This window comes from Bradyrhizobium sp. AZCC 1610 (assembly GCF_036924515.1).
Classification (GTDB): domain Bacteria; phylum Pseudomonadota; class Alphaproteobacteria; order Rhizobiales; family Xanthobacteraceae; genus Bradyrhizobium.
Window position 1 is genome coordinate 7,419,774 of the sequence record NZ_JAZHRR010000001.1, and the last position, 25,978, is coordinate 7,445,751.

General features: G+C 63.4%; 21 protein-coding genes and 1 pseudogene. 15 read left to right on the forward strand and 7 right to left on the reverse strand.

From position 1 onward, the window contains the following. Positions 1–43: 43 nt before the first annotated feature. Both ccmB and ccmA read right to left on the reverse strand, forming a co-directional pair. Positions 44–712, reverse strand: a complete 669-nt coding sequence (ccmB, locus tag V1279_RS36360) for a heme exporter protein CcmB (RefSeq protein WP_334445681.1) — start codon at positions 710–712, stop codon at positions 44–46. Beyond that, positions 709–1,311 carry a heme ABC exporter ATP-binding protein CcmA gene (gene ccmA, locus V1279_RS36365; protein WP_334445683.1) on the reverse strand — a complete coding sequence of 201 codons (603 nt, stop codon included), beginning with the start codon at positions 1,309–1,311 and terminating at the stop codon, positions 709–711. The genes ccmB and ccmA overlap by 4 nt, the downstream gene beginning before the upstream one ends. 226 nt (positions 1,312–1,537) lie before the next feature. On the opposite strand from ccmA, the gene acnA reads away from it, so the two are divergent. The 3 genes from acnA (at position 1,538) to V1279_RS36380 (ending at position 6,165) form a co-directional block, all read left to right on the forward strand. After that, entirely contained in the window at positions 1,538–4,258 is a 2,721-nt protein-coding gene (acnA, locus tag V1279_RS36370) for an aconitate hydratase AcnA (RefSeq protein WP_334445684.1), read from the forward strand. Between the two features lie 174 nt (positions 4,259–4,432). Further along, the gene (locus V1279_RS36375; protein ID WP_334445685.1) at positions 4,433–5,194 is read left to right on the forward strand and encodes a DUF1223 domain-containing protein; all 762 of its coding nucleotides are present in this window, start codon (positions 4,433–4,435) and stop codon (positions 5,192–5,194) included. Between the two features lie 596 nt (positions 5,195–5,790). Next, positions 5,791–6,165: a DUF2794 domain-containing protein gene (locus tag V1279_RS36380; RefSeq protein WP_334445687.1), complete on the forward strand. Its 375-nt coding sequence runs from the start codon at positions 5,791–5,793 to the stop codon at positions 6,163–6,165. Between the two features lie 167 nt (positions 6,166–6,332). On the opposite strand, the gene V1279_RS36385 is transcribed toward V1279_RS36380, so the two are convergent. The 4 genes from V1279_RS36385 to V1279_RS36400 form a co-directional block, all read right to left on the reverse strand. Continuing rightward, positions 6,333–6,863: a GNAT family N-acetyltransferase gene (locus V1279_RS36385; protein ID WP_334445689.1), complete on the reverse strand. Its 531-nt coding sequence runs from the start codon at positions 6,861–6,863 to the stop codon at positions 6,333–6,335. An 83-nt stretch (positions 6,864–6,946) separates the two neighbouring features. Continuing rightward, positions 6,947–7,738 carry a Bax inhibitor-1/YccA family protein gene (locus V1279_RS36390; RefSeq protein WP_334445691.1) on the reverse strand — a complete coding sequence of 264 codons (792 nt, stop codon included), beginning with the start codon at positions 7,736–7,738 and terminating at the stop codon, positions 6,947–6,949. 241 nt (positions 7,739–7,979) lie between these two features. Next, the gene (locus V1279_RS36395; protein ID WP_334445693.1) at positions 7,980–10,550 is read right to left on the reverse strand and encodes an ABC transporter permease; all 2,571 of its coding nucleotides are present in this window, start codon (positions 10,548–10,550) and stop codon (positions 7,980–7,982) included. Further along, positions 10,547–11,260: an ABC transporter ATP-binding protein gene (locus tag V1279_RS36400; protein ID WP_334445695.1), complete on the reverse strand. Its 714-nt coding sequence runs from the start codon at positions 11,258–11,260 to the stop codon at positions 10,547–10,549. The genes V1279_RS36395 and V1279_RS36400 overlap by 4 nt, the downstream gene beginning before the upstream one ends. On the opposite strand from V1279_RS36400, the gene V1279_RS36405 reads away from it, so the two are divergent. The 12 genes and pseudogenes from V1279_RS36405 to V1279_RS36460 all read left to right on the forward strand — a co-directional run bounded on the left by V1279_RS36405 (position 11,259) and on the right by V1279_RS36460 (position 25,213). Next, positions 11,259–11,963, forward strand: a complete 705-nt coding sequence (locus V1279_RS36405; protein ID WP_442894930.1) for an arylesterase — start codon at positions 11,259–11,261, stop codon at positions 11,961–11,963. The genes V1279_RS36400 and V1279_RS36405 overlap by 2 nt on opposite strands. 177 nt (positions 11,964–12,140) lie before the next feature. Continuing rightward, positions 12,141–12,677 carry an RNA 2',3'-cyclic phosphodiesterase gene (gene thpR / locus V1279_RS36410; RefSeq protein WP_247833799.1) on the forward strand — a complete coding sequence of 179 codons (537 nt, stop codon included), beginning with the start codon at positions 12,141–12,143 and terminating at the stop codon, positions 12,675–12,677. 85 nt (positions 12,678–12,762) lie between these two features. Next, positions 12,763–13,947, forward strand: coding sequence for a cell division protein ZapE (gene zapE / locus V1279_RS36415; RefSeq protein WP_334445697.1), 1,185 nt, complete (start codon positions 12,763–12,765; stop codon positions 13,945–13,947). 144 nt (positions 13,948–14,091) lie between these two features. Beyond that, complete coding sequence (gene mdh / locus V1279_RS36420) at positions 14,092–15,060, forward strand: malate dehydrogenase (protein WP_334445699.1); 969 nt, start codon at positions 14,092–14,094, stop codon at positions 15,058–15,060. A 132-nt stretch (positions 15,061–15,192) separates the two neighbouring features. Further along, complete coding sequence (gene sucC, locus V1279_RS36425; protein WP_334445701.1) at positions 15,193–16,389, forward strand: ADP-forming succinate--CoA ligase subunit beta; 1,197 nt, start codon at positions 15,193–15,195, stop codon at positions 16,387–16,389. A gap of 2 nt (positions 16,390–16,391) precedes the next feature. Further along, on the forward strand, positions 16,392–16,868 hold the full coding sequence (locus V1279_RS36430; protein ID WP_334445702.1) for a DUF1579 family protein: 477 nt from the start codon (positions 16,392–16,394) through the stop codon (positions 16,866–16,868). A 37-nt stretch (positions 16,869–16,905) separates the two neighbouring features. Further along, positions 16,906–17,790 (forward strand): succinate--CoA ligase subunit alpha, encoded by an 885-nt coding sequence (gene sucD / locus V1279_RS36435; protein WP_334445704.1) that lies wholly within the window; start codon positions 16,906–16,908, stop codon positions 17,788–17,790. A 134-nt stretch (positions 17,791–17,924) separates the two neighbouring features. Further along, positions 17,925–20,882 carry a 2-oxoglutarate dehydrogenase E1 component gene (locus V1279_RS36440; RefSeq protein WP_334445705.1) on the forward strand — a complete coding sequence of 986 codons (2,958 nt, stop codon included), beginning with the start codon at positions 17,925–17,927 and terminating at the stop codon, positions 20,880–20,882. A gap of 159 nt (positions 20,883–21,041) precedes the next feature. Next, positions 21,042–22,280 carry a 2-oxoglutarate dehydrogenase complex dihydrolipoyllysine-residue succinyltransferase gene (gene odhB, locus V1279_RS36445; protein ID WP_334445706.1) on the forward strand — a complete coding sequence of 413 codons (1,239 nt, stop codon included), beginning with the start codon at positions 21,042–21,044 and terminating at the stop codon, positions 22,278–22,280. A gap of 82 nt (positions 22,281–22,362) precedes the next feature. Continuing rightward, on the forward strand, positions 22,363–23,109 hold the full coding sequence (locus tag V1279_RS36450) for an SDR family oxidoreductase (protein ID WP_334445707.1): 747 nt from the start codon (positions 22,363–22,365) through the stop codon (positions 23,107–23,109). 34 nt (positions 23,110–23,143) lie between these two features. After that, positions 23,144–24,545: pseudogene (lpdA, locus tag V1279_RS36455) on the forward strand (dihydrolipoyl dehydrogenase). A 137-nt stretch (positions 24,546–24,682) separates the two neighbouring features. After that, positions 24,683–25,213, forward strand: coding sequence for a hypothetical protein (locus tag V1279_RS36460; protein ID WP_334445709.1), 531 nt, complete (start codon positions 24,683–24,685; stop codon positions 25,211–25,213). A 151-nt stretch (positions 25,214–25,364) separates the two neighbouring features. On the opposite strand, the gene V1279_RS36465 is transcribed toward V1279_RS36460, so the two are convergent. After that, complete coding sequence (locus V1279_RS36465) at positions 25,365–25,955, reverse strand: DUF4337 domain-containing protein (protein ID WP_334445710.1); 591 nt, start codon at positions 25,953–25,955, stop codon at positions 25,365–25,367. Positions 25,956–25,978: the final 23 nt, after the last annotated feature.

Below are 25,978 nucleotides of genomic sequence, written 5' to 3' on the forward strand. Positions count from 1 at the left end.
TTTCATATTGCCTCCGCGAGAGTTGATCGGCGTTAAGTCATTGTTAATCCAGACCATGGCGCAGGCTTGCCGCGGCCGCGAACGGTCCGACCACCAGGCTGACCAGCGACAGCGCGCACAAGATCGAAAACGGCGTTCCGAATGACAGCGGGCCGGTGATCGCGGCCTGCGACGCCGCGACGCCGAAGATCAGTACCGGGATCGACAGCGGCAGCACCAGTACCGCCAGCAGCAAGCCGCCGCGGTGGAGTGTCACGGCGAGCGCCGCGCCGATCATCCCCGTGAAGGTCAGCGCCGGTGTTCCCACCAGCAGCGTCAGCGCCACCGCCGAGGTTGCGGTGGCGTCGAGATTGAGCAGCAGCCCCAGCACAGGGGATGCCACGATCAGCGGCACGCCGGCGGCAAGCCAGTGGGCCAGCGCTTTTGCGGCGCAGGCAAGTTCCAGCGGCGCCCGGCCCATCACGATCAGGTCGAGCGAGCCATCCTCGTGGTCGGCCGTGAACAGGCGGTCGAGCGTGAGCAGGCTCGCCAGCAGCGCGCCGAGCCAGAGGATCGCGGGTCCGAGCCGGGTCAGCAGCGCCAGATCCGGCCCGATGGCGAACGGCATCAGCACCGTGACCGTGAGGAAAAACAGCACCCCGATCAGCGCCCCGCCGCCGACGCGAACGGCGATCTTGATGTCCCGGCGAATCAGTGCGGCGAGGGCGCTCACTTGGTTTCCCCCATCCGCAGTTCCCTCGCCCCGATCCCGAGCGGGGTATGCGTCGCGGCGATGATGATGCCGCCGCCTGCGAGGTGGTCGCGCATGACGCCGACGAACAAGCCCTGCCCGGCGGTATCGAGCGCCGAGGTCGGCTCGTCCAGCAGCCAGACCGGCCGCCGCATCACCAGCAGGCGCGCGACCGACAGCCGCCGCCGCTGGCCGGCCGACAGGTATGCCGCCGGCAGATGCGTGGCATGGCCGAGGCCCACGGCGGCGAGGCTTTGGCTGAGGTCGCCGATCTTGCCGCCCAGAAAATCCCGCCAGAACGCGAGGTTCTCGTGCACGCTGAGCGCAGGCTTCAGCGCATCGCGATGGCCGAGATAATGGGATTGTTCCGGCAAGGTCAGCTCGGCCTCGCCGCCCTCCAGGTCGACCGATCCGCCCGCCGGCACCAGAAGGCCCGCGATCAGGCGCAGCAGCGAGGTCTTGCCGGAGCCGTTCGGGCCGACCACGGCCAGCACCTCACCGGATGAGGCTTCGAAATCGAGGCCGGAGAACACCTCCCGGCCGCCCCTGATACAGTCGATGTGACGCCCCGAGAGCCGCATTTTGCCTCTTCACAGCCCTCTGAAATTAATGGGTACCGCGTCAGAATTTGTGGGTACCGCATTGCTGCAGCACGCTTGTCAGTGTGGCGGCGCTTCTAGAAAGATTCTATAAGCCCGGAACTTGATGCAGCACACAATCGGCGGCTGCAAGCCGATAGGGCCAGCCTAACGCCGATGGTGTTTAAATACCCTTGCCGGGTATAGCTAGAATTTAGGATTTCCTGACATGACCTCGCTCGACAGCTTCAAATGCCGCAAGACCCTCAAGGTCGGCAGCAAGACCTACGTTTATTACAGCCTGCCCGCCGCCGAGAAGAACGGTCTGAAGGGAATTTCCAAGCTGCCCTATTCGATGAAGGTGCTGCTGGAAAACCTGCTGCGCAACGAGGACGACCGCACGGTCAAGAAGGCCGACATCGTCGCGGTGTCGAAATGGCTCAGGAAGCGCAAGCTCGAGCATGAAGTCGCGTTCCGCCCGGCGCGCGTCCTGATGCAGGATTTTACCGGCGTGCCGGCGGTGGTCGATCTCGCCGCGATGCGCAACGCGATGCAGGCGCTCGGCGGCGACGCCGAGAAGATCAACCCGCTGGTGCCCGTCGATCTGGTCATCGACCACTCCGTGATCGTCAACTTCTTCGGTGACAACAAGGCGTTCGGCAAGAACGTGGTCGAGGAATACAAGCAGAATCAGGAGCGCTACGAATTCCTGAAATGGGGCCAGAAGGCGTTCTCGAACTTCTCCGTGGTCCCGCCCGGCACCGGCATCTGCCACCAGGTCAATCTCGAATATCTCGCGCAGACGGTGTGGACCAAGAAGCAGAAGATGACGGTCGGCAAGAAGACCGGCACCTTCGAAGTCGCCTATCCGGACTCGCTTGTCGGCACCGATTCGCACACCACCATGGTCAATGGCCTCGCCGTGCTCGGCTGGGGCGTCGGCGGCATCGAGGCGGAAGCCTGCATGCTTGGCCAGCCGCTGTCGATGCTGCTGCCCGAAGTGGTCGGCTTCAAGCTCAAGGGCCAGCTCAAGGAGGGCGTTACCGCGACCGACCTCGTGCTGACCGTGACGCAGATGCTGCGCAAGCAGGGCGTGGTCGGCAAGTTCGTTGAGTTCTTCGGCCCCGGCCTCGATTTTCTCTCGGTCGCGGACAAGGCGACCATCGGCAACATGGCGCCGGAATATGGCGCGACCTGCGGCTTCTTCCCGGTCGATGCCGCAACCATCGATTATCTCAAGACCTCCGGCCGCAAGGCTGATCGCGTTGCGCTGGTTTCGGCTTACGCCAAGGCGCAAGGTTTGTTCCGCACCGCGAAATCGGCCGACCCCGTGTTCACGGAAACGCTGACGCTCGATCTCAAGGATGTCGTGCCGTCGATGGCCGGCCCGAAGCGCCCTGAGGGGCGCGTCGCACTGCCGGCCGTTGCCGCCGGCTTCGCCACCGCGCTCGCCGGCGAGTACAAGAAGCCGGAAGGCGCCGAGAACCGCTATTCGGTCGAGAACCGCGATTTCGATCTCGGCCATGGTGACGTCGTGATCGCGGCGATCACCTCCTGCACCAACACTTCCAACCCCAGCGTGTTGATCGGCGCCGGCCTGCTGGCGCGCAACGCTGCCGCCAAGGGCTTGAAGGCAAAGCCGTGGGTCAAGACCTCGCTTGCGCCCGGAAGCCAGGTGGTCGCGGAATATCTCGCCAATTCCGGCCTGCAGAAGGATCTCGACAAGGTCGGCTTCAACCTGATCGGCTTCGGCTGCACCACCTGCATCGGCAATTCGGGTCCGCTGCCGGAGGAGATTTCGAAATCGATCAATGACAACGGCATCGTCGCTGCCGCGGTGCTGTCGGGTAACCGCAATTTTGAGGGCCGCGTCAGCCCCGACGTGCAGGCCAATTATCTGGCATCGCCGCCGCTGGTCGTGGCTTATGCGCTGGCGGGAACGGTGACAAAGGACCTCGCGGTCGAGCCGATCGGCGAGGGCAAGGACGGCAAGCCGGTGTACCTGAAGGACATCTGGCCGACGACCAAGGAAATCAACGCCTACATGAAGAAGTTCGTGACCGCCACGATCTTCAAGAAGCGTTACGCCGACGTGTTCAAGGGCGACGCCAACTGGCGCAAGATCAAGACCGTCGAGAGCGAGACCTACCGCTGGAACATGAGCTCGACCTATGTGCAGAACCCGCCCTACTTCGAGGGCATGAAGAAAGAGCCGGAAGCGATCGTCGACGTCGTCGATGCGCGGATTCTGGCGATGTTCGGCGACAAGATCACCACCGACCACATCTCGCCGGCCGGCGCGATCAAGCTGACCTCTCCGGCAGGAAAATTCCTCTCGGAGCATCAGGTGCGCCCGGCCGACTTCAACCAGTACGGCACGCGGCGCGGCAATCACGAGATCATGATGCGCGGCACCTTTGCCAACATCCGCATCAAGAACTTCATGCTGAAGGGCGCCGACGGCAATATTCCGGAAGGCGGACTTACCAAGCACTGGCCCGACGGCGAGCAGATGTCGATCTACGACGCGGCGATGCAGTACCAGGCGGAGAGCGTGCCGCTGGTGGTGTTCGCCGGCGCCGAATACGGCAACGGCTCGTCGCGCGACTGGGCTGCGAAGGGTACCCGCCTGCTCGGCGTTCGCGCCGTGATCTGCCAGAGCTTTGAGCGCATCCATCGCTCCAACCTGGTCGGCATGGGCGTGTTGCCGCTCACCTTCGAGGACGGCACGTCGTGGACGTCACTGGGCCTGAAGGGCGACGAAAAGGTGACGATCCGCGGGCTGCAGGGCGACCTGAAGCCGCGTCAGACGCTGACGGCGGAGATCGTCTCCGGCGACGGCTCGCTGCAGCGCGTGCCGCTGCTGTGCCGCATCGATACCCTTGACGAACTCGAGTACTACCGAAACGGCGGAATTCTGCATTATGTGCTGCGCAAACTCGCGGCCTGACGCGGATTTGTGATCAGTGCCTCACTGCGAAGTGAGTAGCGAGCAGGAAGAAGGCGGCCTATGACAAGGCCGCTTTCGCGCGTCTGGGGTACGCTTTGAGGCACTCACTTGGGATCAAATCATGCCCCGTACAAATACGGATGGAAAACACAACCACAACCATCGGTCCGCACTATGACAGCGATGATAGCTTATAATTGTATCTCGCGATGGTCCGGTGCGCTCGGCGTTTGCGCAATCATTGCTGTCATCCGCCCAGCCCATGCCGAGCCGCGCGCGGTGGTTGAATTGTTCACCTCGCAAGGCTGCTCGTCATGTCCTCCGGCCGACCAGATCATTGGTGAACTCGCCAAGGACCCGTCCGTGATCGCGCTGAGCATGCCGATCGACTATTGGGATTATCTCGGCTGGAAGGACACGCTGGCGGACAAGCGGTTCAGCGCGCGTCAGAAAGCCTATTCGCAGGCACGCGGCGATCGCAATCTCTATACGCCGCAGATGATCGTCAATGGTTCGACGCAAGTGATCGGCAGCGATCGCGGCAGCATCGAGGGCGCGATCAAAAATACAGGCAAGGCCGATGGCGTGATGTCGGTGCCGGTGACGATGAGCTTGTCCGGCAAATTGCTCAATGTCTCGGTGGCCGCCAGCAAGGTGCCGACCGTGGCGCGTGGCGAAGTCTGGATCTGTTCGATCTCGAAGGCCATCCCGATCATGATCGGGCGCGGCGAGAATCGCGGCCAGGAAGTCACCTACTACAACGTCGTGCGCAACCTCGTGAAGGTCGGTGACTGGAACGGCAGTCCGGAAAGCTGGACCGTGCCGCTTGAAAATATTTCCCGCGATGGCGTCGACGCCGCAGTCGTCTATGTCCAGGACGGCAATCGCGAAAAGCCGGGCGCCATGCTCGGCGCAGCCTACACGTCGCTGCGGTAGTGGCACTCGTGTAGCCCGGATGGAGCGAAGCGCAATCCGGGGAAACTGCATACGTCGACGAACTCCGCCCGTGTGATTCCCGGATTTCGCTTCGCTCCATCCGGGCTACGATGCTAGTTCTTTCGGAATTTCCTGAACGGATGTCGCTGCAGCCGCGAGGGCTGATACGCGCTGAAGCGCGATGGCAGCGAAGCGAACCCCACAAACGAAAGAACCCCACAAACGAAAAAGGACCAACTTTCGTTGGCCCAGTATCGGGATTAACTCCCTCTGCGAACAGGCCCGATCCCGACGGCCCCGGGGGGCTGGGGGCTGAGGAATCCGGAACCGAAAGGACCGGGCCAACGCAGGATTATCTTGTCGCAATCTAGCGGGGCGGGCGGTTGGCGGAAGTGGGGCAGCAATAAGATTCCGCTAACGATCCCGTGAATCGATGTTTCCCGGGATGTCGGGTCGCCCGGGGCGGTTTCCTTCGTGTTTGCACCCCCTTGCGGCGTCCTGCGGTTAGCGCGATCATGTAAATCTCGGCATGCTCCCGAAAAGTGGGGACCGGTTTTCGGGAACGAGAGCATGCCTGAGATGACAGGAGGCGCTCCATGAGCTCGATATCGGAGGATACCGATCCAAGCGGGAGCCACGCGGTGGCGCGCCCCGCCACCACTGCAGTCCCGCCGCCGAATCGCGTCACATTCAATCGTCTCGAACTCAACCGTATCCTCAATCTGTATGGACGCATGGTCGCCGATGGCGAATGGCGCGACTACGCCATCGACTTTCTGAAAGACCGCGCGGTGTTCTCGGTATTCCGCCGCGCCTCCGAGGTTCCGATCTATCGCATCGAGAAAGATCCGCGGCTCGCGCGCAAGCAGGGCATGTACAGCGTGATCTCGGCGACCGGGCTGATCCTGCGCCGCGGCCACGAGCTCGAACGCGTGCTGCTGGTGATCGACCGCAAGCTGGCGGTGGTTTAATCGGCCGGGCTACCGCGAGCCGGGGCCCACTCTACTTTGCATGGGGTTGTTTTCGCGATTTTGAGTTCGTAGCCCGGATGGAGCGCAGCGAAATCCGGGAAGACTGCATCCGCTTGCGAGACTGTCCCGGATTGCGCCGCGCTCCATCCGGGCTACGAAGCTGCTCCTCAATCCTTCGGCACGGTCATGCCGCCTTCACCGAGCGCACGCTGCATCATGACCGTGTCCAGCCAGCGGCCGAACTTGAGGCCGACGCTCGGATGGGTCCCGATCATCTGGAAGCCAGTCTTGGTGTGAACCCCGATCGAGCCGGCATTGGCGGAATCGCCGATCACGGCGATCATCTGCCGGTAGCCGCGCGCCTCGCATTCGGCGATCAGCCGCTGCATCAACTGCAGGCCGATGCCGCGGCGGTGGGTCGAGGGTTGCAGGTAGACTGAATTCTCCACCGTGAAGCGGTAGGCCGGCCGCGGGCGATAGGGCCCAGCATAGGCGTAGCCGATCACGCGACCCTCGACCACGGCAACGAGATAGGGAAAGCCGCCATCCGACAGCGCCCTAAATCGCCTCGTCATCTCAGCGAGATCGGGCGATATCAGCTCGAATGTCGCGGTGCCATAGCGCACCGCGTGCTCGTAGATTTCGGTGATGGCGGGAAGGTCGGCCTCGGTGGCGGGCCGGATTTCGGGAGCGGACATGCGGGTAGAGTATTTTCGCCGCGCGCAAAAGAAAAGCCCCGGCCGCGAGGCCGGGGCTTCAACTCGTACCTGGTCGGTAGCGACTAGTCGCGCTGGCCGAGCAGCTGCAACAGCAGCGTGAACAGGTTGATGAAGTTCAGGTAGAGCGACAATGCACCGGTAATCGCCGCTTTCTCTGCAATCTCGCCGCCTTCAGAGGCGTAGCCGTAGATGTAGTCGTTCTTCAGCCGCTGGGTATCCCAGGCGGTGAGGCCCGCGAACACCAGCACGCCGACCACCGAGACGATGAACTGCAGCATCGAGCTTGCCAGGAACAGATTGACCAGGCTCGCGATGATGACGCCGATCAGGCCCATGAACAGGAACGACCCCATGCCGCTCATGTCACGCTTGGTGGTGTAGCCGTAGAGGCTCAGTGCGCCGAAGGTGGCCGCGGTGATGAAGAACACCCGCACGATCGAGGTGTGCGTATACACCAGGAAGATCGACGACAGCGAAATGCCCATCAGCGCCGAGAACACCCAGAACAGCATCTGGGCGGTCGCAGGACGCAGCCGGTTGATGCCGGCCGAAATCGCAAACACCATGGCCAGCGGCGCGAGGATGAACAGCCACTTCAGGGGGCTGACATACATCGCGTAACCGAACGGCGTCAGGTAGGCGTTGCCGAACTTGGCGGCGGCGCCGGCCTGATCAGGGGTCACCGCGGCCATGTAGACGCCGAGCGCGGCAAGGCCGGTGATCGCCAGGCCGATGCTCATGTAGTTGTAGATGCGCAGCATGTAGGCGCGCAGACCGGCATCGACGGCCGCAGCGTCAACGCGTCCGGCGGCCCGGCCGAAAGGAGATACGTAGTTACGGTCTAGGTCCGACATGGTCGAATTCCCGTTGGTTGCCCGGCGGAGCGCAAGGGGTTTGCGGCGCCGGTTAGATTTCGATCTCAGGTGCCCTGATTTGCTGACATTAACTTCACGTCATCAAGCCGGCCTCTGATCTTGGCTGGTATGTGGGAAACTAACACATTCGACGCAAGCTTCCACGCGCGGCTGAATGTCGCTTCTGCCGTCATTCCAAGCAAAAGCGGCGTTAATCCCGCCTTTCCGCCGCTACAAATTGTCACAAATTCCGTAACACGCTAGCCGGCTTCTGGTTCAGGGCCAGCAACGTCCCGGCGAGCCCCAGCCCTACCGTGACGACCAGGGCGGCGGCGACCACGCCTGCGGCGCTGCCGGCCTGCCAGATGAAACTGAGCGTCATCAGCCGGGTCACGATCAGCCAGGCCGCGATCGAGCCGGCGATCACGCCGAAAACCGCCGTGGCGAGGCCGATCATCAGGTATTCCAGCGCATAGGCGCCGAGCAGGCGCGCCCGGGTTGCACCCAGCGTCTTCAGGATCACCGCGTCGTAGACGCGGTGGCGGTGGCCGGCGGCCAGCGCGCCGCCCAGCACCAGTATCGCCGAGATCAGCGTCACCGCGCTGGCGCCGCGGATCGCGAGCACGAGGTTGGTGACGACGGTGCCGATGGTTTCCAGCGCCTCACGGACCCGCACGCTGGTCACGGTCGGAAACGCCTCCGCCACCTGCTTGATGATTCGGGCGTCGCCGCCCGGGTTCGGATGGACCTCCGACAGGGTCGCGACGTGGCTGTGCGGCGCGCCCTTGAAGGCGTTGGGCGAGAACACCAGCACGAAATTGATCCCGAGACCCTGCCAATCGACGTTACGCAGATTGCTGATTTTTGCCGGGATGTCGCGGCCGAGCACGTTGACGACGATCTCGTCGCCTATTTTGAGTTTCAGCCCGTCGGCGATCTTCTTCTCGATCGAGACCAGCGGCGGGCCGCTATAGCCCGCGCTCCACCATTCGCCCTCGACGACCTTGGAGCCCCTGGGAACTTCACTGGTATAGGTCAGGCCGCGGTCGCTCTGCAGCACCCATTCGGAATCCTGTGACGGCTTGAGTTCGTCGGCCTTGACGCCGCGGGCGCCGACGATGCGCCCGCGCAGCATCGGCACGTCCTCTATCGTCGATTCCGGCGCCACTTTCTTGAGGAAGGCGCCGAAGCGGTCGGCATCGGCGGTCGGAATGTCGATGAAGTAGAACGAGGGTGCTTTCTCCGGCAGCGCCGCCAGGAATTGCCGGCGCAGATTGCCGTCGATCTGGGTGATGGTGACGAGCACCGCGAGCCCAAGTCCGAGCGACATCACGACCGAGGGCGTCAGCGCGCCGGGCCGGTAGATATTGGCGATCGCCAGCCGCAGCATGGTGATGCGGCTGCGGGGCAGCCGGCGCGCCAGCGCCATCAGGCCGGCGGCGACGCCGCGCAGCAGCGCGAACACCGCGACCGAGGAGCCGACGAACACGGCCGCGACCCGCTTGTCATAGGCAAGCCCGATGGCGACGGCGACCAGCAGCGCAATCACCACGGCCATCAGCGCGAGATAGCTCCAGCGCGGGCGATGCCATTCGGGAGCGACTTCTTCACGAAATAGCGCCGCGACCGGCACGTCGTGCACCCGGCCGAGCGGCCACAATCCGAAGGCGAGCGCGGTGAGCAGGCCGTAGATGAACGACAGCGCCAGTTCATCGAGATGCAAGGCCGGGATGACAGGCAGCGGCAGCAGCTTGCCGAACACGCCGACGATGACGAACGGCAACGCCGCGCCGGCCGCCAGCCCGATCACCGAACCGACCCCGGCGAGCAGGGTCACCTGCGTCAGATAGATCGTGAAGACGTCGCGGCCGGTGGCGCCGAGCGCCTTGAACGAGGCGATGACGTCGCGGCGGCGATCGATATGGCTCTTGACCGCGTTGGCGACGCCGACGCCGCCGACCAGAAGTGCGGCGAGGCCAACCAGCGTCAGGAACTGGGTGAAGCGGTTGATGGTGCGTTCGAGCTGCGGCGAGGCATTGCTGCTGCTGCGGATCCACCAGCCGGCCTCCGGCAGGGCGCTCCGCGCGCTGTCGATCAACTGGGTCGCGGCGCGATCGTCGGCCGCATTGTCCGGCAGCTTCACGCGGTAGATCCAGCGCACCAGACTGCCGGGCTGCAACAATGCGGTGGCGCGCAGGCTCGCCTCGCTGACCAGAACGCGCGGGCCCAATCCGACATTGCCGGCGAGCTTGTCCGGTTCGGCCGCAACCACGCTGCGGATCTGGTATGTGGCGTTGCCGATCGTGATGCGGTCGCCGAGCTTGAGATCGAGCCGCGCCAGCAGGATGGAATCGACCGCGGCACCGAACGCGCCGTCGCGCTCGGCAAACAGATCCGCCATCGGCATTTTGGGATCGAGCGTTACCTGCCCGAGCATCGGGTAGTTGCCGTCCACGGCCTTGAGCTCGACCAGCGCCAGTTTGCCGTCGCCGCTGCGGGCCATGACCCGCAGCGCGGCCGCGACCGAAACCTGGCCGCGCGCGCGCAGGAAGGCGAGTTCCTCCGGCTTGGCTTCGCGCTGGATCAGGGAAAAAGCAACGTCGCCGCCCAATAGCGTGCGACCCTCGCGCGTCAAACCTTCGCTGAGGCTGGCTGCGACCGAGCCGACGCCGGCAATCGCCATCACGCCGAGCGCGATGCAGGCGATGAAGACGTAAAAACCGCGCAGGCCGCTGCGCAGTTCGCGCAACGCGTAGCGCAGGGCGAGGGATGACGCGCGGCTGCGATAGACGGGTTCGAAAACGATGGTCATGAATGTCCGTCGATCCGGCCCGAACGCAGCCGCACGACGCGGTCGCAGCGTTGCGCCAGCGAGGTATCGTGCGTCACCAGCACCAGCGTCATACCGCGCTCGGTATGCTTGGTGAACAGCAGGTCGACGATCTGCCGGCCGGTCGCCTCGTCGAGATTGCCGGTCGGCTCGTCCGCCACAAGTATTGCAGGATCGGGCGCCAGCGCGCGGGCAAGCGCCACGCGCTGCTGCTCGCCGCCGGACAATTGGGTCGGATAATGGTGCAGGCGATCGCCGAGCCCGACGGACGTCAGTTCCTGCGCCGCCCGCGCTGCCGCATCGGGATTGCCGGCGAGCTCCAGCGGCACCGCGACGTTCTCCAGCGCCGTCATGGTCGGGATCAGGTGAAACGACTGGAACACGATGCCGACCTGGCGGCCGCGGAAGCGCGCCAGCGCGTCCTCGTCGAGGGCATTGAACGGCGTGCCGCTGACCACCACCTCTCCGCTGTCAGGACGCTCCAACCCCGCCATCACCATCAGCAAGGTCGATTTGCCGGAGCCGGAAGGCCCGATCAGGCCGATCGCTTCGCCCGATGCCACACGAAGGCTGATATCTTTCAGGATATGAACGCGAGCGGCACCTGAGCCGAGCGAGAGGTTGACGTTGGAAATGGAAATGGTGTCCGGCCCGAGGCCGACCAGCGAAGAGGATTCGATGAGACTGTCCATGGCTCGGTCATATGGCACTTCCGCCGCTCGGGTCGAGGGCTTGAAGCAGATGTTTGCGCACATACGCGTGTTGATTATGGCTTTGATGACGGCCGGACCGGTTTTCGCCCAATCCCCGGCCGCAGCACCGGCCAAACCCATCAAAATGGTCGTGCTGGGCGATTCCCTAAGCGCCGGTCTCGGCCTGCAGGCCCCGGCGGCGTTTCCCGCCCGCCTGCAAAAAGCCTTGGAGGACAAGGGGATAAAGGTCGAGATGATCAATGCCGGGGTGTCCGGCGACACTTCTTCCGGCGGCCGCGACCGCCTGGATTGGTCTATCCCTGAGGGAACCGAGGCGGTGATCCTTGAACTCGGCGCCAACGATGCCCTGCGCGGAATCGATCCCGCTGTCACCCGCGCCGCCTTGACCGATATCCTGGCGCGGCTGAAGGCGCGCAAGATCGCCGTTCTGCTGTGCGGAATGCTCGCCCCGCCCAATTACGGCAGCGAGTATGCGGCCCGCTTCAACGCGATCTATCCGGAGCTTTCGAAATCTTTCGGCGTGCCGCTTTATCCGTTCTTCCTGGAGGGGGTTGCGGCCGAGGCCAAGCTCAATCAGCCCGACGGATTGCATCCGACCGCCGAGGGCGTCGATCTCATCGTGAAAAATATTCTGCCCACGGTGGAGGCATTTCTGGGCACGATCTCCGGGCAACGGAGTTGAAAAAAGTGGCAACGAATAACGTTACCCCAGGTTTTCCCCGTAGCTTACCGGCCTGCTCGCGCCGCGTGCTTCGCAGGGTCATATAAGTCGGGTAGGAATTAGTGATCGGTGATTCGTCACCGGGTTTGCTGTCAGGCGTGAGCCTCAAGCTGGCGCCTTCGCATCGAGGATTTTGCGATGCCACGTTTGTTCGCTGGACTCGAAATTCCGGCCGAGATCGGCCAGAGCCTTTCCAATTTGCGTGGCGGCCTTCCTGGCGCACGCTGGATCGATCCCGAAAATTATCACGTCACCTTGCGCTTCATCGGCGATATCGACGGCATGTCGGCGAACGAAATCGCTTCCATGCTGTTTCGGATCAACCGCAAGCCGTTCGAGGTCAAAGTGCAGGGCCTGCAGAGTTTTGGCGGCAAGAAACCGCGCGCGGTGGTCGCTTCCGTCGAGCCGAGCAGGCCACTGATCGAGTTGCAGGCTGAGCTTGAGCGGCTGATGCAGCGGCTCGGGCTGGATCCGGAAGGGCGAAAATTCACGCCGCATGTGACGCTGGCGCGGCTGCACGATGCGTCGAGCCAGGACGTTGCCGACTATCTTTCGGTGCGCGGCTATTTTCCGAGCCGGACGTTCATGGCGTCCCGTTTCGTGCTGTTTTCGTCCCGCGCCTCCACCGGCGGCGGGCCGTATGTGGTCGAGGATTCCTACGCGCTGAGCGCGTGAGGGCATTACCCCGCAGCTTCATTTGCATAGCCCTGGCACGATTCAAGGCTTGCAATTTCCGAACGCTTGAGGCCGAAAGGGGGCCATGCTGTCGACCGACCCCACCTCGTTCCACGCGCAGTATCAGGCGCTGGTTTCCTCCGGAGCGATCGAAGCCGACCCTGCGCAAGCGGATGCCGCCGAGGTGTTCGCTGCGCTTGAGGAACGGCTGTCGAGCTACAAGCCGGTGCGCAAGCTAAGCCTGCTTGGACGGCTGTTCGGCGACAAGAGTGAGCTGCCGCCGCGCGGGCTTTACGTTCACGGCGAGGTCGGCCGCGGCAAGACCATGTTGATGGATCTGTTCTTTCAGCACTCACCGGTCCAGCACAAGCGTCGCGCCCATTTCCACGAATTCATGGCCGAGGTGCACGAGAAGATCTACGCCTATCGCCAGAACATCGCGCGCGGTGAAATCGCCGACGGCGACGTGATCGAGCTGACAGCCAACGCAATCTTCGACGAGGCCTGGCTATTGTGCTTCGACGAATTTCACGTCACCGATATTGCCGACGCCATGATCCTGGGGCGGCTGTTCTCAAAACTGTTCGAACTCGGCACCGTCGTTGTAGCGACCTCGAACGTCGCGCCCGAAGACCTCTACAAGGGCGGCCTCAACCGCGCGCTGTTCCTGCCCTTCATCTCGCAGATCGCAGATCGCATGGACGTGCTGCGGCTCGATGCGCGCACGGATTTCCGTCTGGAAAAGCTCGCCGGCGTGAAGATGTGGCTGGTGCCGCCCGACGATGAGGCCGGCGCCGCGCTCGACCGGGCCTGGCGCAAGATGACCGGCAACGCGCCCTGCAAGCCGCGCGATATTGCGATCAAGGGCCGCATTCTGCGCGTGCCCTGTTCGGCGCACGGCGTCGCGCGGTTTGCGTTTGCCGACATCTGCGAGAAGCCGCTGGCCGCGTCGGACTACCTGCGGCTGGCGCATGATTATCACACCATCCTGATCGACCGCATTCCTGTCATGGACTACGCCGAGCGCAACGCCGCCAAGCGTTTCATCTCGTTGATCGATACGCTCTATGACAACGCCGTGAAGCTGATGGCCTCGGCCGAGGCCGATCCGCTGTCGCTGTACCTGGCGACCGAGGGCATCGAGGCCAACGAGTTCAAGCGGACCTCGTCGCGGCTGATCGAGATGAGTTCGGAATCCTACCTGGCCCTGCCGCACGGCCGGAAGGATTCCGCGGCGAGCGGGTCGAGCACGGGGCTGGTGGAGACCTAACAGCGGTCGCTGGCATACCTGACCGAAATCGAGGCAGGGTCTAGAATCGGGCACGCTCCGGCTTGAACCGGTCATTCGAAAGGGATAACCAGCCATCCGGCTGACTATCCACCCTCATCTTCGTCTCAGAAGGACAACTTTCCCATGGCGCGCGACAAGATTGCTTTGATTGGCTCCGGTCAGATCGGCGGAACGCTGGCTCACCTCGTTGGCCTGAAGGAGCTCGGCGACGTCGTGATGTTCGACATCGCCGAGGGCGTACCGCAGGGCAAGGCGCTCGACATCGCGCAGTCTTCGCCGGTCGACGGCTTCGACGCGCATTTCACCGGCGCCAATTCCTACGAGGCGCTCGATGGCGCCAAGGTCTGTATCGTCACCGCCGGCGTGCCACGCAAGCCCGGCATGAGCCGCGACGATCTCCTGAGCATCAATCTCAAGGTCATGGAGCAGGTCGGCGCCGGCATCAAGAAATACGCCCCTGACGCCTTCGTCATCTGCATCACCAATCCGCTGGATGCGATGGTGTGGGCGCTGCAGAAGGCTTCCGGCATGCCGCACAAGAAGGTGGTCGGCATGGCTGGCGTGCTCGACTCCGCGCGTTTTCGTCACTTCCTGGCCGACGAATTCAACGTCTCGGTCGAAGACGTCACCGCCTTCGTGCTCGGCGGCCACGGCGACACCATGGTGCCGCTGACGCGCTACTCCACCGTCGCCGGCATTCCGCTGCCCGACCTCGTCAAGATGGGTTGGACCTCGCAGGCGCGCATCGACGAGATCGTCGACCGTACCCGCAACGGCGGCGCCGAGATCGTCAACCTGCTGAAGACCGGTTCCGCGTTCTATGCGCCCGCCGCCTCCGCAATCGCGATGGCCGAGAGCTACCTGAAGGACAAGAAGCGCGTGCTGCCCTGCGCCGCCTATCTCAACGGCGAATATGGCGTGAAGGACATGTATGTCGGCGTGCCCGTGGTGATCGGCTCGAAGGGCGTCGAACGCATCGTCGAGATCGAACTGGCCGGCAAGGATCGCGAAGCTTTTGACAAGTCGGTGGGCGCTGTTCAGGGCCTCGTCGATGCCTGCAAGAAGATAGCGCCCGATCTGCTCGGACGTTGATCTTGCTAAGTTTTCCGCCCGGAAACGGGCGGAAGTCCTTTTCGAGTTGCAGTTCTATTGGTATATGGTATGCCAACTACCAATGTAGGTGAACTGTAGAACTCGCCGCATCGGGTTTTGGGGAGCGTCCAGATGAATATCCATGAATACCAGGCCAAGGCTCTGCTGCATGAATTCGGCGTGCCGATTTCGCGCGGCGTGCCGGTTCTGAAGGCCTCGGATTCTGAAGCCGCCGCCAAGACGCTTCCCGGCCCGATCTGGGTGGTGAAGAGCCAGATCCATGCCGGCGGCCGCGGCAAGGGCAAGTTCAAGGAAGCCTCCGCCGGCGACAAGGGCGGCGTCCGCATCGCGAAATCCGTCGCCGAAGTCAACGAATTCGCCAAGCAGATGCTGGGTGCGACCCTGGTCACGATCCAGACCGGCGCGCACGGCAAGCAGGTCAACCGCCTCTACATCGAGGAAGGCTCCGACATCGACAAGGAGTTCTATCTCTCGATCCTGGTCGACCGCGAAACTTCCAAAGTGGCGTTCGTGGTCTCGACCGAAGGCGGCGTCAACATCGAGGAAGTCGCGCACAACAACCCGGAAAAGATCGTGACCTTCTCGGTCGATCCGGCGACCGGCATCATGGGCCACCACGGCCGGACGGTGGCGAAGGCACTCAATCTCTCCGGCGATCTCGCCAAGCAGGCCGAGAAGCTGGTGGTGCAGCTCTATAACGCCTTCACCGCCAAGGACATGGCGATGCTGGAAATCAATCCGCTTGTCGTCACCAAGCAGGGCCTGTTGCGCGTGCTCGACGCCAAGGTGTCGTTCGACGACAACGCCATGTATCGCCATCCCGAAGTCGCAGCACTTCGTGACGAGACCGAAGAGGACGCCAAGGAAATCGAGGCGTCGAAATACGACCTCAATTACGTCACGCTCGACGGCACCATCGGCTGCATGGTCAACGGCGCCGGTCTTGCCATGGCGACCATGGACATCATCAAGCTCTACGGCATGGAGCCCGCCAACTTCCTCGACGTTGGCGGCGGCGCCAGCAAGGAGAAGGTCGCGGCAGCGTTTAAGATCATCACCGCCGATCCCAACGTGAAGGGCATCCTGGTCAACATCTTCGGCGGCATCATGAAATGCGATATCATCGCCGAAGGCGTGGTCGCGGCCGTCAAGGAAGTCGGCCTGAAAGTGCCGTTGGTGGTGCGGCTCGAAGGCACCAATGTCGACGCCGGCAAGAAGATCATCCGCGAATCCGGCCTCAACGTGGTGCCGGCTGACAATCTCGACGATGCCGCACAGAAAATCGTGAAAGCTGTCAAGGGAGGCTAGCGATGGCTGACCATCTCGCCGCACCGACACCGCTGGAGGAACACCGCAGGCTCGAGGTGTTTGCTGGCGAATGGGCCGGCGAAGAAATGGTCTATCCGTCGCGCTGGACCGAAGGTGGCCCCGCGACCTCGCATGTGGTGGCGCGCATCGACCTCAACGGCTTCTATCTGATCCAGGACTCCCGCCAGATGCGGGACGGCAAGGAGAGCTTCGCCACCCATGGCGTGTTCACCTACGACCGCGACGACCGGCACTACAAATTGTTCTGGCACGATTCGCTCGGCTACTATTCGCCGGCACCGGCCTCCGGCGGCTGGACCGGCAAGACATTGATTCTGGTGCGCGGCTCGCTGCGCGGCAATGCACGCCACGTCTACGAAGTCGTCGACAACGACAACTACACCATGAAGATCCAGTTTTCGCCCGACGCCGAAGGGTGGGCCGACGTGCTCACCGGCGTCTACCGGCGGATTCACTAAGAGCCCTTCCCGATCATCCACGAAAGCGTCATCAATCATGTCCGTTCTGATCGACAAAAACACCAAAGTCATCTGCCAGGGCTTTACTGGCAAGAACGGCACGTTCCATTCGGAGGCCGCGATCGCTTACGGCACCCAGATGGTTGGCGGCACCTCGCCGGGTAAGGGCGGCTCGAAGCATCTCAACCTGCCTGTGTTCGACACCGTCGCCGAGGCGCGCGAGAAGACCGGCGCGGATGCTTCCGTGATCTACGTCCCGCCGCCGGGCGCGGCGGACGCGATCTGCGAAGCGATCGATGCGGAGATTCCGCTGATCGTCTGCATCACCGAGGGCATTCCGGTGCTCGACATGGTGCGCGTGAAGCGCTCGTTGTCGGGATCGAAGTCGCGCCTGATCGGGCCGAACTGCCCGGGTGTGATGACCGCGGGCGAGTGCAAGATCGGCATCATGCCGGCCAACATCTTCAAGCCCGGCAGCGTCGGGATCGTTTCCCGCTCGGGCACGTTGACCTATGAAGCCGTGTTTCAGACCACCCAGGAGGGCCTCGGCCAGACCACCGCGGTCGGCATCGGCGGCGACCCGGTCAAGGGCACCGAATTCATCGACGTACTGGAAATGTTCCTGTCCGACCCCAAGACCACCTCGATCATCATGATCGGTGAAATCGGCGGCTCGGCCGAGGAAGACGCCGCCCAGTTCATCAAGGACGAAGCCAAGCGCGGCCGCAAGAAGCCGATGGTCGGCTTCATCGCCGGCGTCACCGCCCCTCCCGGCCGCCGCATGGGTCATGCCGGCGCGATCATCTCTGGCGGCAAGGGCGACGCCGGATCCAAGACCACGGCCATGGAAGCGGCCGGAATTACGGTCTCTCCGTCGCCGGCACGGCTCGGACATACCCTTGCCGAAAAGTTGAAGTCCTAATTCAATTCTTGGTTCTTTTCGGGGCGAAGTTTCGCACTAAATAGGGTAAGGGGTACTTTATCCCGCTGATCCGGTTTCCGGATCGGCGATGCGCCGTCTTCTACGCGCAAACCGAAAATCACCAGGACGCCATCATGTCTCGCCAGGACGCGAACGCAGCATTTGCTCTCTCCTCATTTTTGCAAGGCACCAACGCCACCTACATCGACGACCTCTATGCCCGCTACGAGCAGGACCCGGCGTCCGTCGACGCCGAATGGCAGGAATTCTTCAAGAGCCTGAAAGACACCCCCGCCGACGTCCAGAAGCACGCCGAGGGCCCCTCCTGGGGACGCGACAACTGGCCACTCACCCCGCGCGACGAGCTGACCTCGGCGCTGGATGGTAACTGGGTCACCGTCGAGAAGGCGGTCGGCGCCAAGCTCGCCGCCAAGGCGCAGGCGAAGGGCGCCGAGCTGTCGGCCGCCGACGTCAACCAGGCGACCCGCGATTCGGTCCGCGCCTTGATGTTGATCCGCGCCTACCGCATGCGCGGTCATTTTCACGCCAAGCTCGATCCGCTCGGCATCGAAGCGCAGCGCGATCGCGAAGAGCTCGATCCGCGCACCTATAGCTTCACCGAAGCCGACTTCGACCGCAAGATCTTCCTCGATCATGTGCTCGGCCTCGAATACGGCACGCTTCGCGAAATCGTCGCGATCTGCGAGCGCACCTACTGCCAGACGCTCGGCGTCGAGTTCATGCACATCTCCAACGCTGCGCAGAAGGCCTGGATCCAGGAGCGCATCGAGGGTCCGGACAAGGAAATCAGTTTTACGCGCGAGGGACGCCGCGCGATCCTGAACAAGCTGGTTGAAGCCGAGGGTTTTGAAAAGTTCTGCGATCTCAAGTTCACGGGCACCAAGCGTTTCGGCCTCGACGGCGCTGAATCGCTGATTCCGGCGCTCGAACAGATCATCAAGCGCGGCGGCAATCTCGGCGTGAAGGAGATCGTGCTCGGCATGCCGCATCGCGGCCGCCTCAACGTGCTGACCCAGGTCATGGGCAAGCCGCATCGCGCGCTGTTTCACGAATTCAAGGGTGGCTCGGCCAACCCGGACGCGGTCGAAGGCTCCGGCGACGTCAAATACCATCTCGGTGCGTCGTCCGACCGCGAGTTCGACAACAACAAGATCCATCTGTCGCTGACCGCGAACCCGTCGCATCTCGAAATCGTCGATCCCGTCGTGCTCGGCAAGGTTCGCGCCAAGCAGGACCAGCACGGCGATCCGCCGGACATGCGCATCTCCGTGCTGCCCATGCTGATGCATGGCGACGCGGCGTTCGCCGGCCAGGGCGTGGTGGCGGAATGCTTCAGCTTGTCCGACCTGAAGGGCTACCGCACCGGCGGCTCGCTGCATTTCATCGTCAACAACCAGATCGGCTTCACCACCTATCCGCGCTATTCGCGCTCGTCGCCCTATCCGTCCGACGTGGCGAAGATGATCGACGCGCCGATCTTCCATGTGAACGGCGACGATCCGGAGGCGGTGGTGTTCGCCGCCAAGGTCGCGATCGAGTTCCGGCAGAAATTCCACAAGCCTGTCGTGATCGACATGTTCTGCTATCGCCGCCATGGCCACAACGAGGGCGACGAGCCCGCGTTCACCCAGCCGGTGATGTACAAGCGCATCGCTTCGCACCCGTCGACGCTGGAAATCTACGCCAGGCGGCTGATCGCCGACGGCGTGATGACCGAGGGCGAGGTCGAGAAGGCCAAGGCCGACTGGCGCGCGCGGCTCGATGCCGAGCTCGAGGCGGGCTCCGGCTACAAGCCCAACAAGGCTGACTGGCTCGATGGCAAGTGGGCCGGCTTCAAGTCGGCCGATCAGGAAGAGGAGGCCCGCCGCGGCGTCACCGGCGTCGATGTCAACATCCTCAAGGATATCGGGCGCAAGATCACCAAGGTGCCGGACGGCTTCCGGGTTCACCGCACCATCCAGCGCTTCCTGGAAAACCGCGCCAAAGCGATCGACAACGGCGTCGGCATCGACTGGGCGACCGGCGAGGCGCTGGCGTTCTGCACGCTGCTGCAGGAAGGCCGTCACGTCCGGCTGTCGGGACAGGATTCCGAGCGCGGCACCTTCTCGCAGCGCCATTCGGTGCTGATCGACCAGGAAGACGAGAGCCGCTACACGCCGTTCAACCATCTCGGCCACGACCAGGGTCATTACGAGGTCATCAACTCGCTATTGTCCGAAGAGGCGGTGCTCGGCTTCGAGTACGGCTATTCGCTGGCCGAGCCGAAGGCGCTGGCGATGTGGGAAGCGCAGTTCGGCGACTTCGCCAACGGCGCGCAGGTGCTGTTCGACCAGTTCATCTCGTCGGGCGAGCGCAAATGGCTGCGCATGTCCGGCCTCGTCTGCTTGCTGCCGCATGGCTATGAAGGGCAGGGACCGGAGCATTCTTCGGCGCGGCTCGAGCGTTTCCTGCAGATGTGCGCCGAAGACAACATGCAGGTGGTATATCCCACTACGCCTGCGAATTACTTCCACGTGCTGCGGCGCCAGCTGCATCGCGAAATCCGTAAACCCCTGATCCTGATGACGCCGAAGTCGCTGTTGCGGCACAAGCGCGCGGTCTCGCAGCTCGACGAGCTGGCGGCGGACACCACCTTCCACCGCATCCTGTACGATGACGCCCAGATGCTGCCCGACGAGAAGATCAAGCTCACGCCGGACGACAGTATCCGCCGCGTCGTGCTGTGCTCGGGCAAGGTCTATTACGATCTCTATGAGGAGCGCGAAAAGCGCGGCATCGACGACATCTACATCATGCGCGTCGAGCAGCTTTATCCGGTGCCGCTGAAGGCGCTGGTGCACGAGCTCGCCCGCTTCAAGAACGCCGAAGTGGTTTGGTGCCAGGAAGAGCCGCGCAACATGGGCGCGTGGCACTTCATCGAGCCCTATCTCGAATGGGTGCTGAACCAGATCCATGCGCCGAACAGGCGTCCGCGTTACGCCGGCCGCGCCGCCTCGGCCGCAACCGCCACCGGTTTGATGTCGAAGCACCAGGCGCAGCTCAAGGCGATGCTGGATGAGGCGCTGAACTAGGAAATCACCATTCGTCATGCCCCGCGAAGGCGGGGCATCCAGTACGCCGCGCCACTAAAGTTCGATCACGACCGTCCCGGCGTACTGGATCGCCCGCATTCGCGGGCGATGACAGCCTTGGAATTTGAGACTGCTAAAGGTTACTGAGGAAACCATACCATGACTGAAATTCGTGTTCCGACGCTCGGCGAGTCCGTGACGGAAGCCACCATCGGCCGCTGGTTCAAGAAAGCCGGCGACGCCGTCGCGGTGGACGAGCCCCTGGTCGAGCTTGAGACCGACAAGGTCACCATCGAGGTGCCGGCGCCGTCTGCCGGCGTGCTCGGCGAGATCGCAGCCAAGGACGGCGAGACCGTCGCCGTCGGCGCGCTGCTTGGGCAGATCAATGTCGGTGCGGCCGGTGGCGCCAAGTCGGCCGCGCCCGCCAGGGCCGCCGCCCCGGCTGCAGCGCCCGCAGCCGCCGCGCCTGCTGCGGCTCCGAAGGCTGCGGCATCGGATGCGCCGCTGGCGCCGTCGGTTCGAAAACTCTCCACTGAGAGCGGCATCGATACCGCGACCGTTCCGGGCTCCGGCAAGGACGGCCGCGTCACCAAGGGCGACATGCTGGCAGCGATCGAGAAGGCGGCGTCCGCGCCGACCCCGGTCAATCAGCCGGCGGCATCGGTGCAGGTGCGGGCGCCTTCGCCGGCCGACGACGCGGCGCGGGAGGAGCGCGTGAAGATGACGCGGCTGCGCCAGACCATCGCGCGGCGGCTGAAGGACGTGCAGAACACGGCGGCGATGCTGACAACCTTCAACGAGGTCGACATGACCCACATCATGGCGATGCGCACACAATACAAGGATGTGTTTGAGAAGAAGCATGGCAGCAAGCTCGGCTTCATGGGCTTCTTCACCAAGGCCGTCGTGCAGGCGCTGAAGGACATCCCGGCCGTCAATGCCGAGATCGACGGCACCGATTTGATCTACAAGAACTACTACCACATCGGCGTCGCCGTCGGCACCGACAAGGGCCTGGTCGTGCCCGTGGTGCGCGACTGCGACCACAAGTCGATCTCCGACATCGAAAAGTCGATCGCCGATTTCGGCCGCCGAGCCCGCGATGGCCAGCTCAAGATCGACGAGATGCAGGGCGGCACCTTCACCATCACCAATGGCGGCATCTACGGTTCGCTGATGTCGACGCCGATCCTGAACGCACCGCAGTCCGCCATCCTCGGCATGCACAAGATCCAGGAGCGGCCGATGGTGGTCGGCGGCAAGATCGAGGTGCGCCCGATGATGTATCTGGCGCTGTCCTACGATCACCGCGTGATCGACGGCAAGGAGGCGGTGACCTTCCTGGTGCGTGTCAAGGAAAGCCTGGAAGACCCAGCACGCCTGGTGCTGGATCTCTAACGCCACCGGCTTTGCCCGCGCCGGTGCGAAAGGCCGGCGCTGCGAGCCATGGATCGATGCGCGCCGACTTGTGGGGGCTGATGTGACGGACAAGGTTGTTGTGATCACCGGCGGTAGCCGCGGCATCGGCCGCGCCACCGCGCTCGCCGCGGCCGCGCGCGGCTTTCGCGTCGTGGTCGGCTATGCCAGCAATGAGGCGGCGGCGAAGGAAGTCGTCTCGCTGATCGAGCGCAAGAACGGCAAGGCGATTGCCGTGAAATGCGACGTCGGCAGCGAGGCGGACATTCTCGCGCTGTTTGCCGCTGCCGACGAATTCGGAACGCTCGGCGCGCTCGTCAACAATGCCGGCATCGTCGGGCCCTCGGCGCGGGTCGAGGACATGTCGGCTGAGCGCATCCAGCGCATGATGGCGGTCAACGTCACCGGCAGCATCCTGTGCGCGCGCGAGGCGGTGAAGCGGATGTCGACCCGCAAGGGCGGCGAGGGCGGCGTCATCGTCAATCTTTCCTCGGTCGCGGCGAAACTCGGCTCTCCCAACACCTATGTCGATTATGCGGCGTCCAAGGGCGCGGTGGACTCCTTCACCGTCGGCCTTGGCCATGAAGTCGCCGGCGAGGGCATTCGCGTGGCCGCGATCCGGCCCGGGCTGATCGATACCGAGATTCATGCTTCCGGCGGCGAACCCGACCGCGCGCACCGGCTGGCGCACATGGTGCCGATGCAGCGCGTCGGCACCGCGGATGAAATCGCCAACGCCATCGTCTGGCTGATCTCGGACGAGGCGTCCTACGTCACCAGCGCCATCCTTGATGTCTCGGGTGGACGGTAATACCTGACACGTTTCTCAGCTACAGGACTTCATCATGGCTACCTACGATCTCGTCGTTATCGGCACCGGCCCGGGCGGATATGTCTGCGCGGTGCGCGCGGCGCAACTCGGCATGAAGGTCGCCGTGGTCGAGAAGGATGCGACGCTCGGCGGCACCTGTCTCAATGTCGGCTGCATGCCGTCCAAGGCCCTGCTGCACGCGTCCGAAATGTTCGAGGAGGCCACGCACTCCTTTGCCAAGATGGGCGTCAGCGTCTCCGCGCCAAAGCTCGATCTGCCCGCGATGATGAACTTCAAACAGCAGGGCATCGACGGCAACGTCAAGGGCGTCGAGTTCCTGATGAAGAAGAACAAGATCGACGTCCTTTACGGCACCGGCAGGATTGTCGGCGCCGGCAAGGTCGAGGTCAGCGGTGACGGCAAGGCGCAGACGGTCGAAACCAAAAATATTGTCATCGCCACCGGCTCCGATATCGCGCGGCTGAAGGGCATCGAGATCGACGAGAGGCGCGTCGTGTCGTCGACCGGCGCGCTGTCGCTGGAAAAAGTGCCGGAAAAAATGCTGATCATCGGCGCCGGTGTGATCGGCCTCGAACTCGGCTCGGTGTGGCGCCGGCTCGGGGCAGAGGTCATGGTCGTCGCAATTCCTCGACCGCATCCTGCCCGGCATGGATGGCGAAGTGGCGAAACAATTCCAGCGCATGCTCGAAAAGCAGGGCTTTGCGTTCAAGCTCGGCGCCAAGGTGACCGGCGTTGATACGTCGGGCAAGATGTTGAAGGCCAGTGTCGAGCCGGCCGCCGGCGGACCGGCAGAGACGCTCGAAACCGACGTGGTGCTGGTCTGTATCGGCCGCGTGCCGTACACCGAAGGGCTCGGCCTCAAGGAAGCCGGCATCGCGCTCGACAATCGCGGGCGCGTGCAGATCGACGCACATTTCTCGACCAGCGTGAAGGGCGTCTACGCGATCGGCGATGTGGTGGCGGGCCCGATGCTCGCACACAAGGCGGAGGACGAGGGCGTTGCCTGCGCCGAGATCATTGCGGGACAGGCGGGCCACGTGAACTACGATGTTATCCCGGGCGTCGTGTATACCACGCCGGAAGTGGCGTCGGTCGGCAAGACCGAGGAAGAGCTGAAGCAGGCGGGCGTGGCATACACGTCAGGCAAATTTCCGTTCACCGCCAACGGCCGCTCCAAGGTCAACCAGACCACTGACGGTTTCGTGAAGATTCTCGCGGATGCGAAAACTGACCGCGTGCTCGGCGTGCACATCGTCGGCCGCGAAGCCGGCGAAATGATCCATGAAGCCTGCGTTCTGATGGAGTTTGGCGGTTCTGCCGAAGATCTGGCGCGCACGTGCCATGCCCATCCGACGCGCTCGGAAGCCATCAAGGAAGCCGCGCTTGCGGCCGGCAAACGCGCCATCCATATGTGATCGGAACCCGGAGCCTGCCGGGTAGAGCATGAATGAAGAAGCGGGTATCCGGTTTCCCAGAAAGATCATGCTTTGAACAAACAGATGGAGCGAAGCGACCAATCAATGACGTCATTCCGCTCCAGCGATTACGATCGATGATGCGCCGCCTGTTACAGCCGTTCTGGGTCCTGCTTGCGGTCATCTTCCTGATCGAAGCCTGGCTGTGGGATCATCTCGAGCCGATCGTCGAGCGCATCGTTGCGCTGATCCCGCTGCGCGCCTTCAAGCAATGGCTGTCCGGTCGCGTCGATACGCTGTCGCCGGCGATGACGCTGATCGTGTTCGCGGTGCCGGTGATTCCGCTGTTTCCGCTCAAGCTGGTCGGCCTCTGGCTGCTGGCGCATGAATATTGGCTGAGCGCCGTCGTCGTCATCGTGTTCGGCAAACTCGTCGGCGTCGGCGTCACCGCGTTCATCTTCGACGTGACGCGCGCGAAGCTCCTGCAAATGGCGTGGTTCAGGAAGACCTATGAATTCATCATGGCGATGCGCGCCAAGGCGGCGGCCCTGGTCCAGCCGGTCAAGCAGCGCATCCGGGAAATGCTGCGTGGCGACGGCGAGGGCTGGTCGTCACGCACGCTGCGGCTGATTGCGCGCTTTCGCAAGAGCGTGCACGAAGCGCGGTGACGCTCCTCTCTTGTCATCGCCCGGCTCGAAGACGGGCCGATCCAGTATCCCAGAGACAGTAGTGCTTGAGTCGAGAAGCCGCGGCGTACTGGATGCCCCGCTTAAAGCGGGGCATGACAGGAGAGCGCGTTGCTAACCGCTCCGCGAAAGTTCAATGCAGATGCAAGAGATGCGGCGCGTAGAGGCCAAGCGCGGTGATCGCGATGCCTGCGACCGCCAGTGCGCCTGATACCCAGGCCAGCACGATCATGCCGGTGATGATGGTGGCGGACGCCAGCACGATGCCGATCTGGAAGGCGGCCGAGGCGATTTCGTAGTGGTGATACTTTGCGGTAGCGAGGTCGCGCTCGTGCTCGGCATGCTTGGCGCGTGCGGCGAGCTGTTCTGAACCCTCCCCGGTCTCCGGCTCCGAACGGTAGCGCGCCGCGGTCTTGTTCCAGTCGTCGATCTGCTTTTGCAAGGCCGCTTTCGCAGCATCATCGCCGATGGTGCCCAAGCTGAGCTTGGCGTGCTCCGCCGTGGCTTGAACCGTGGTGCGGCGGATGCTCTTGGCCTGGAAGAACGCCCACAGGTTCGAGGCCTCGACATTCTTGCTGATGGCTTCGGTTTGCGCGCCCTTGCCCAGCGTTTCCGACAGCGCCAGAAACAAGGCGATCACGGCGATCAGCAACGCGATCTTCTTGTTCGAGCCTGAAGCGTGCTCGGCATGCTCCGCATGCTCCATGCTTTCATGTGCGCCCATGATTCCCCTCCTGCAAATTGACG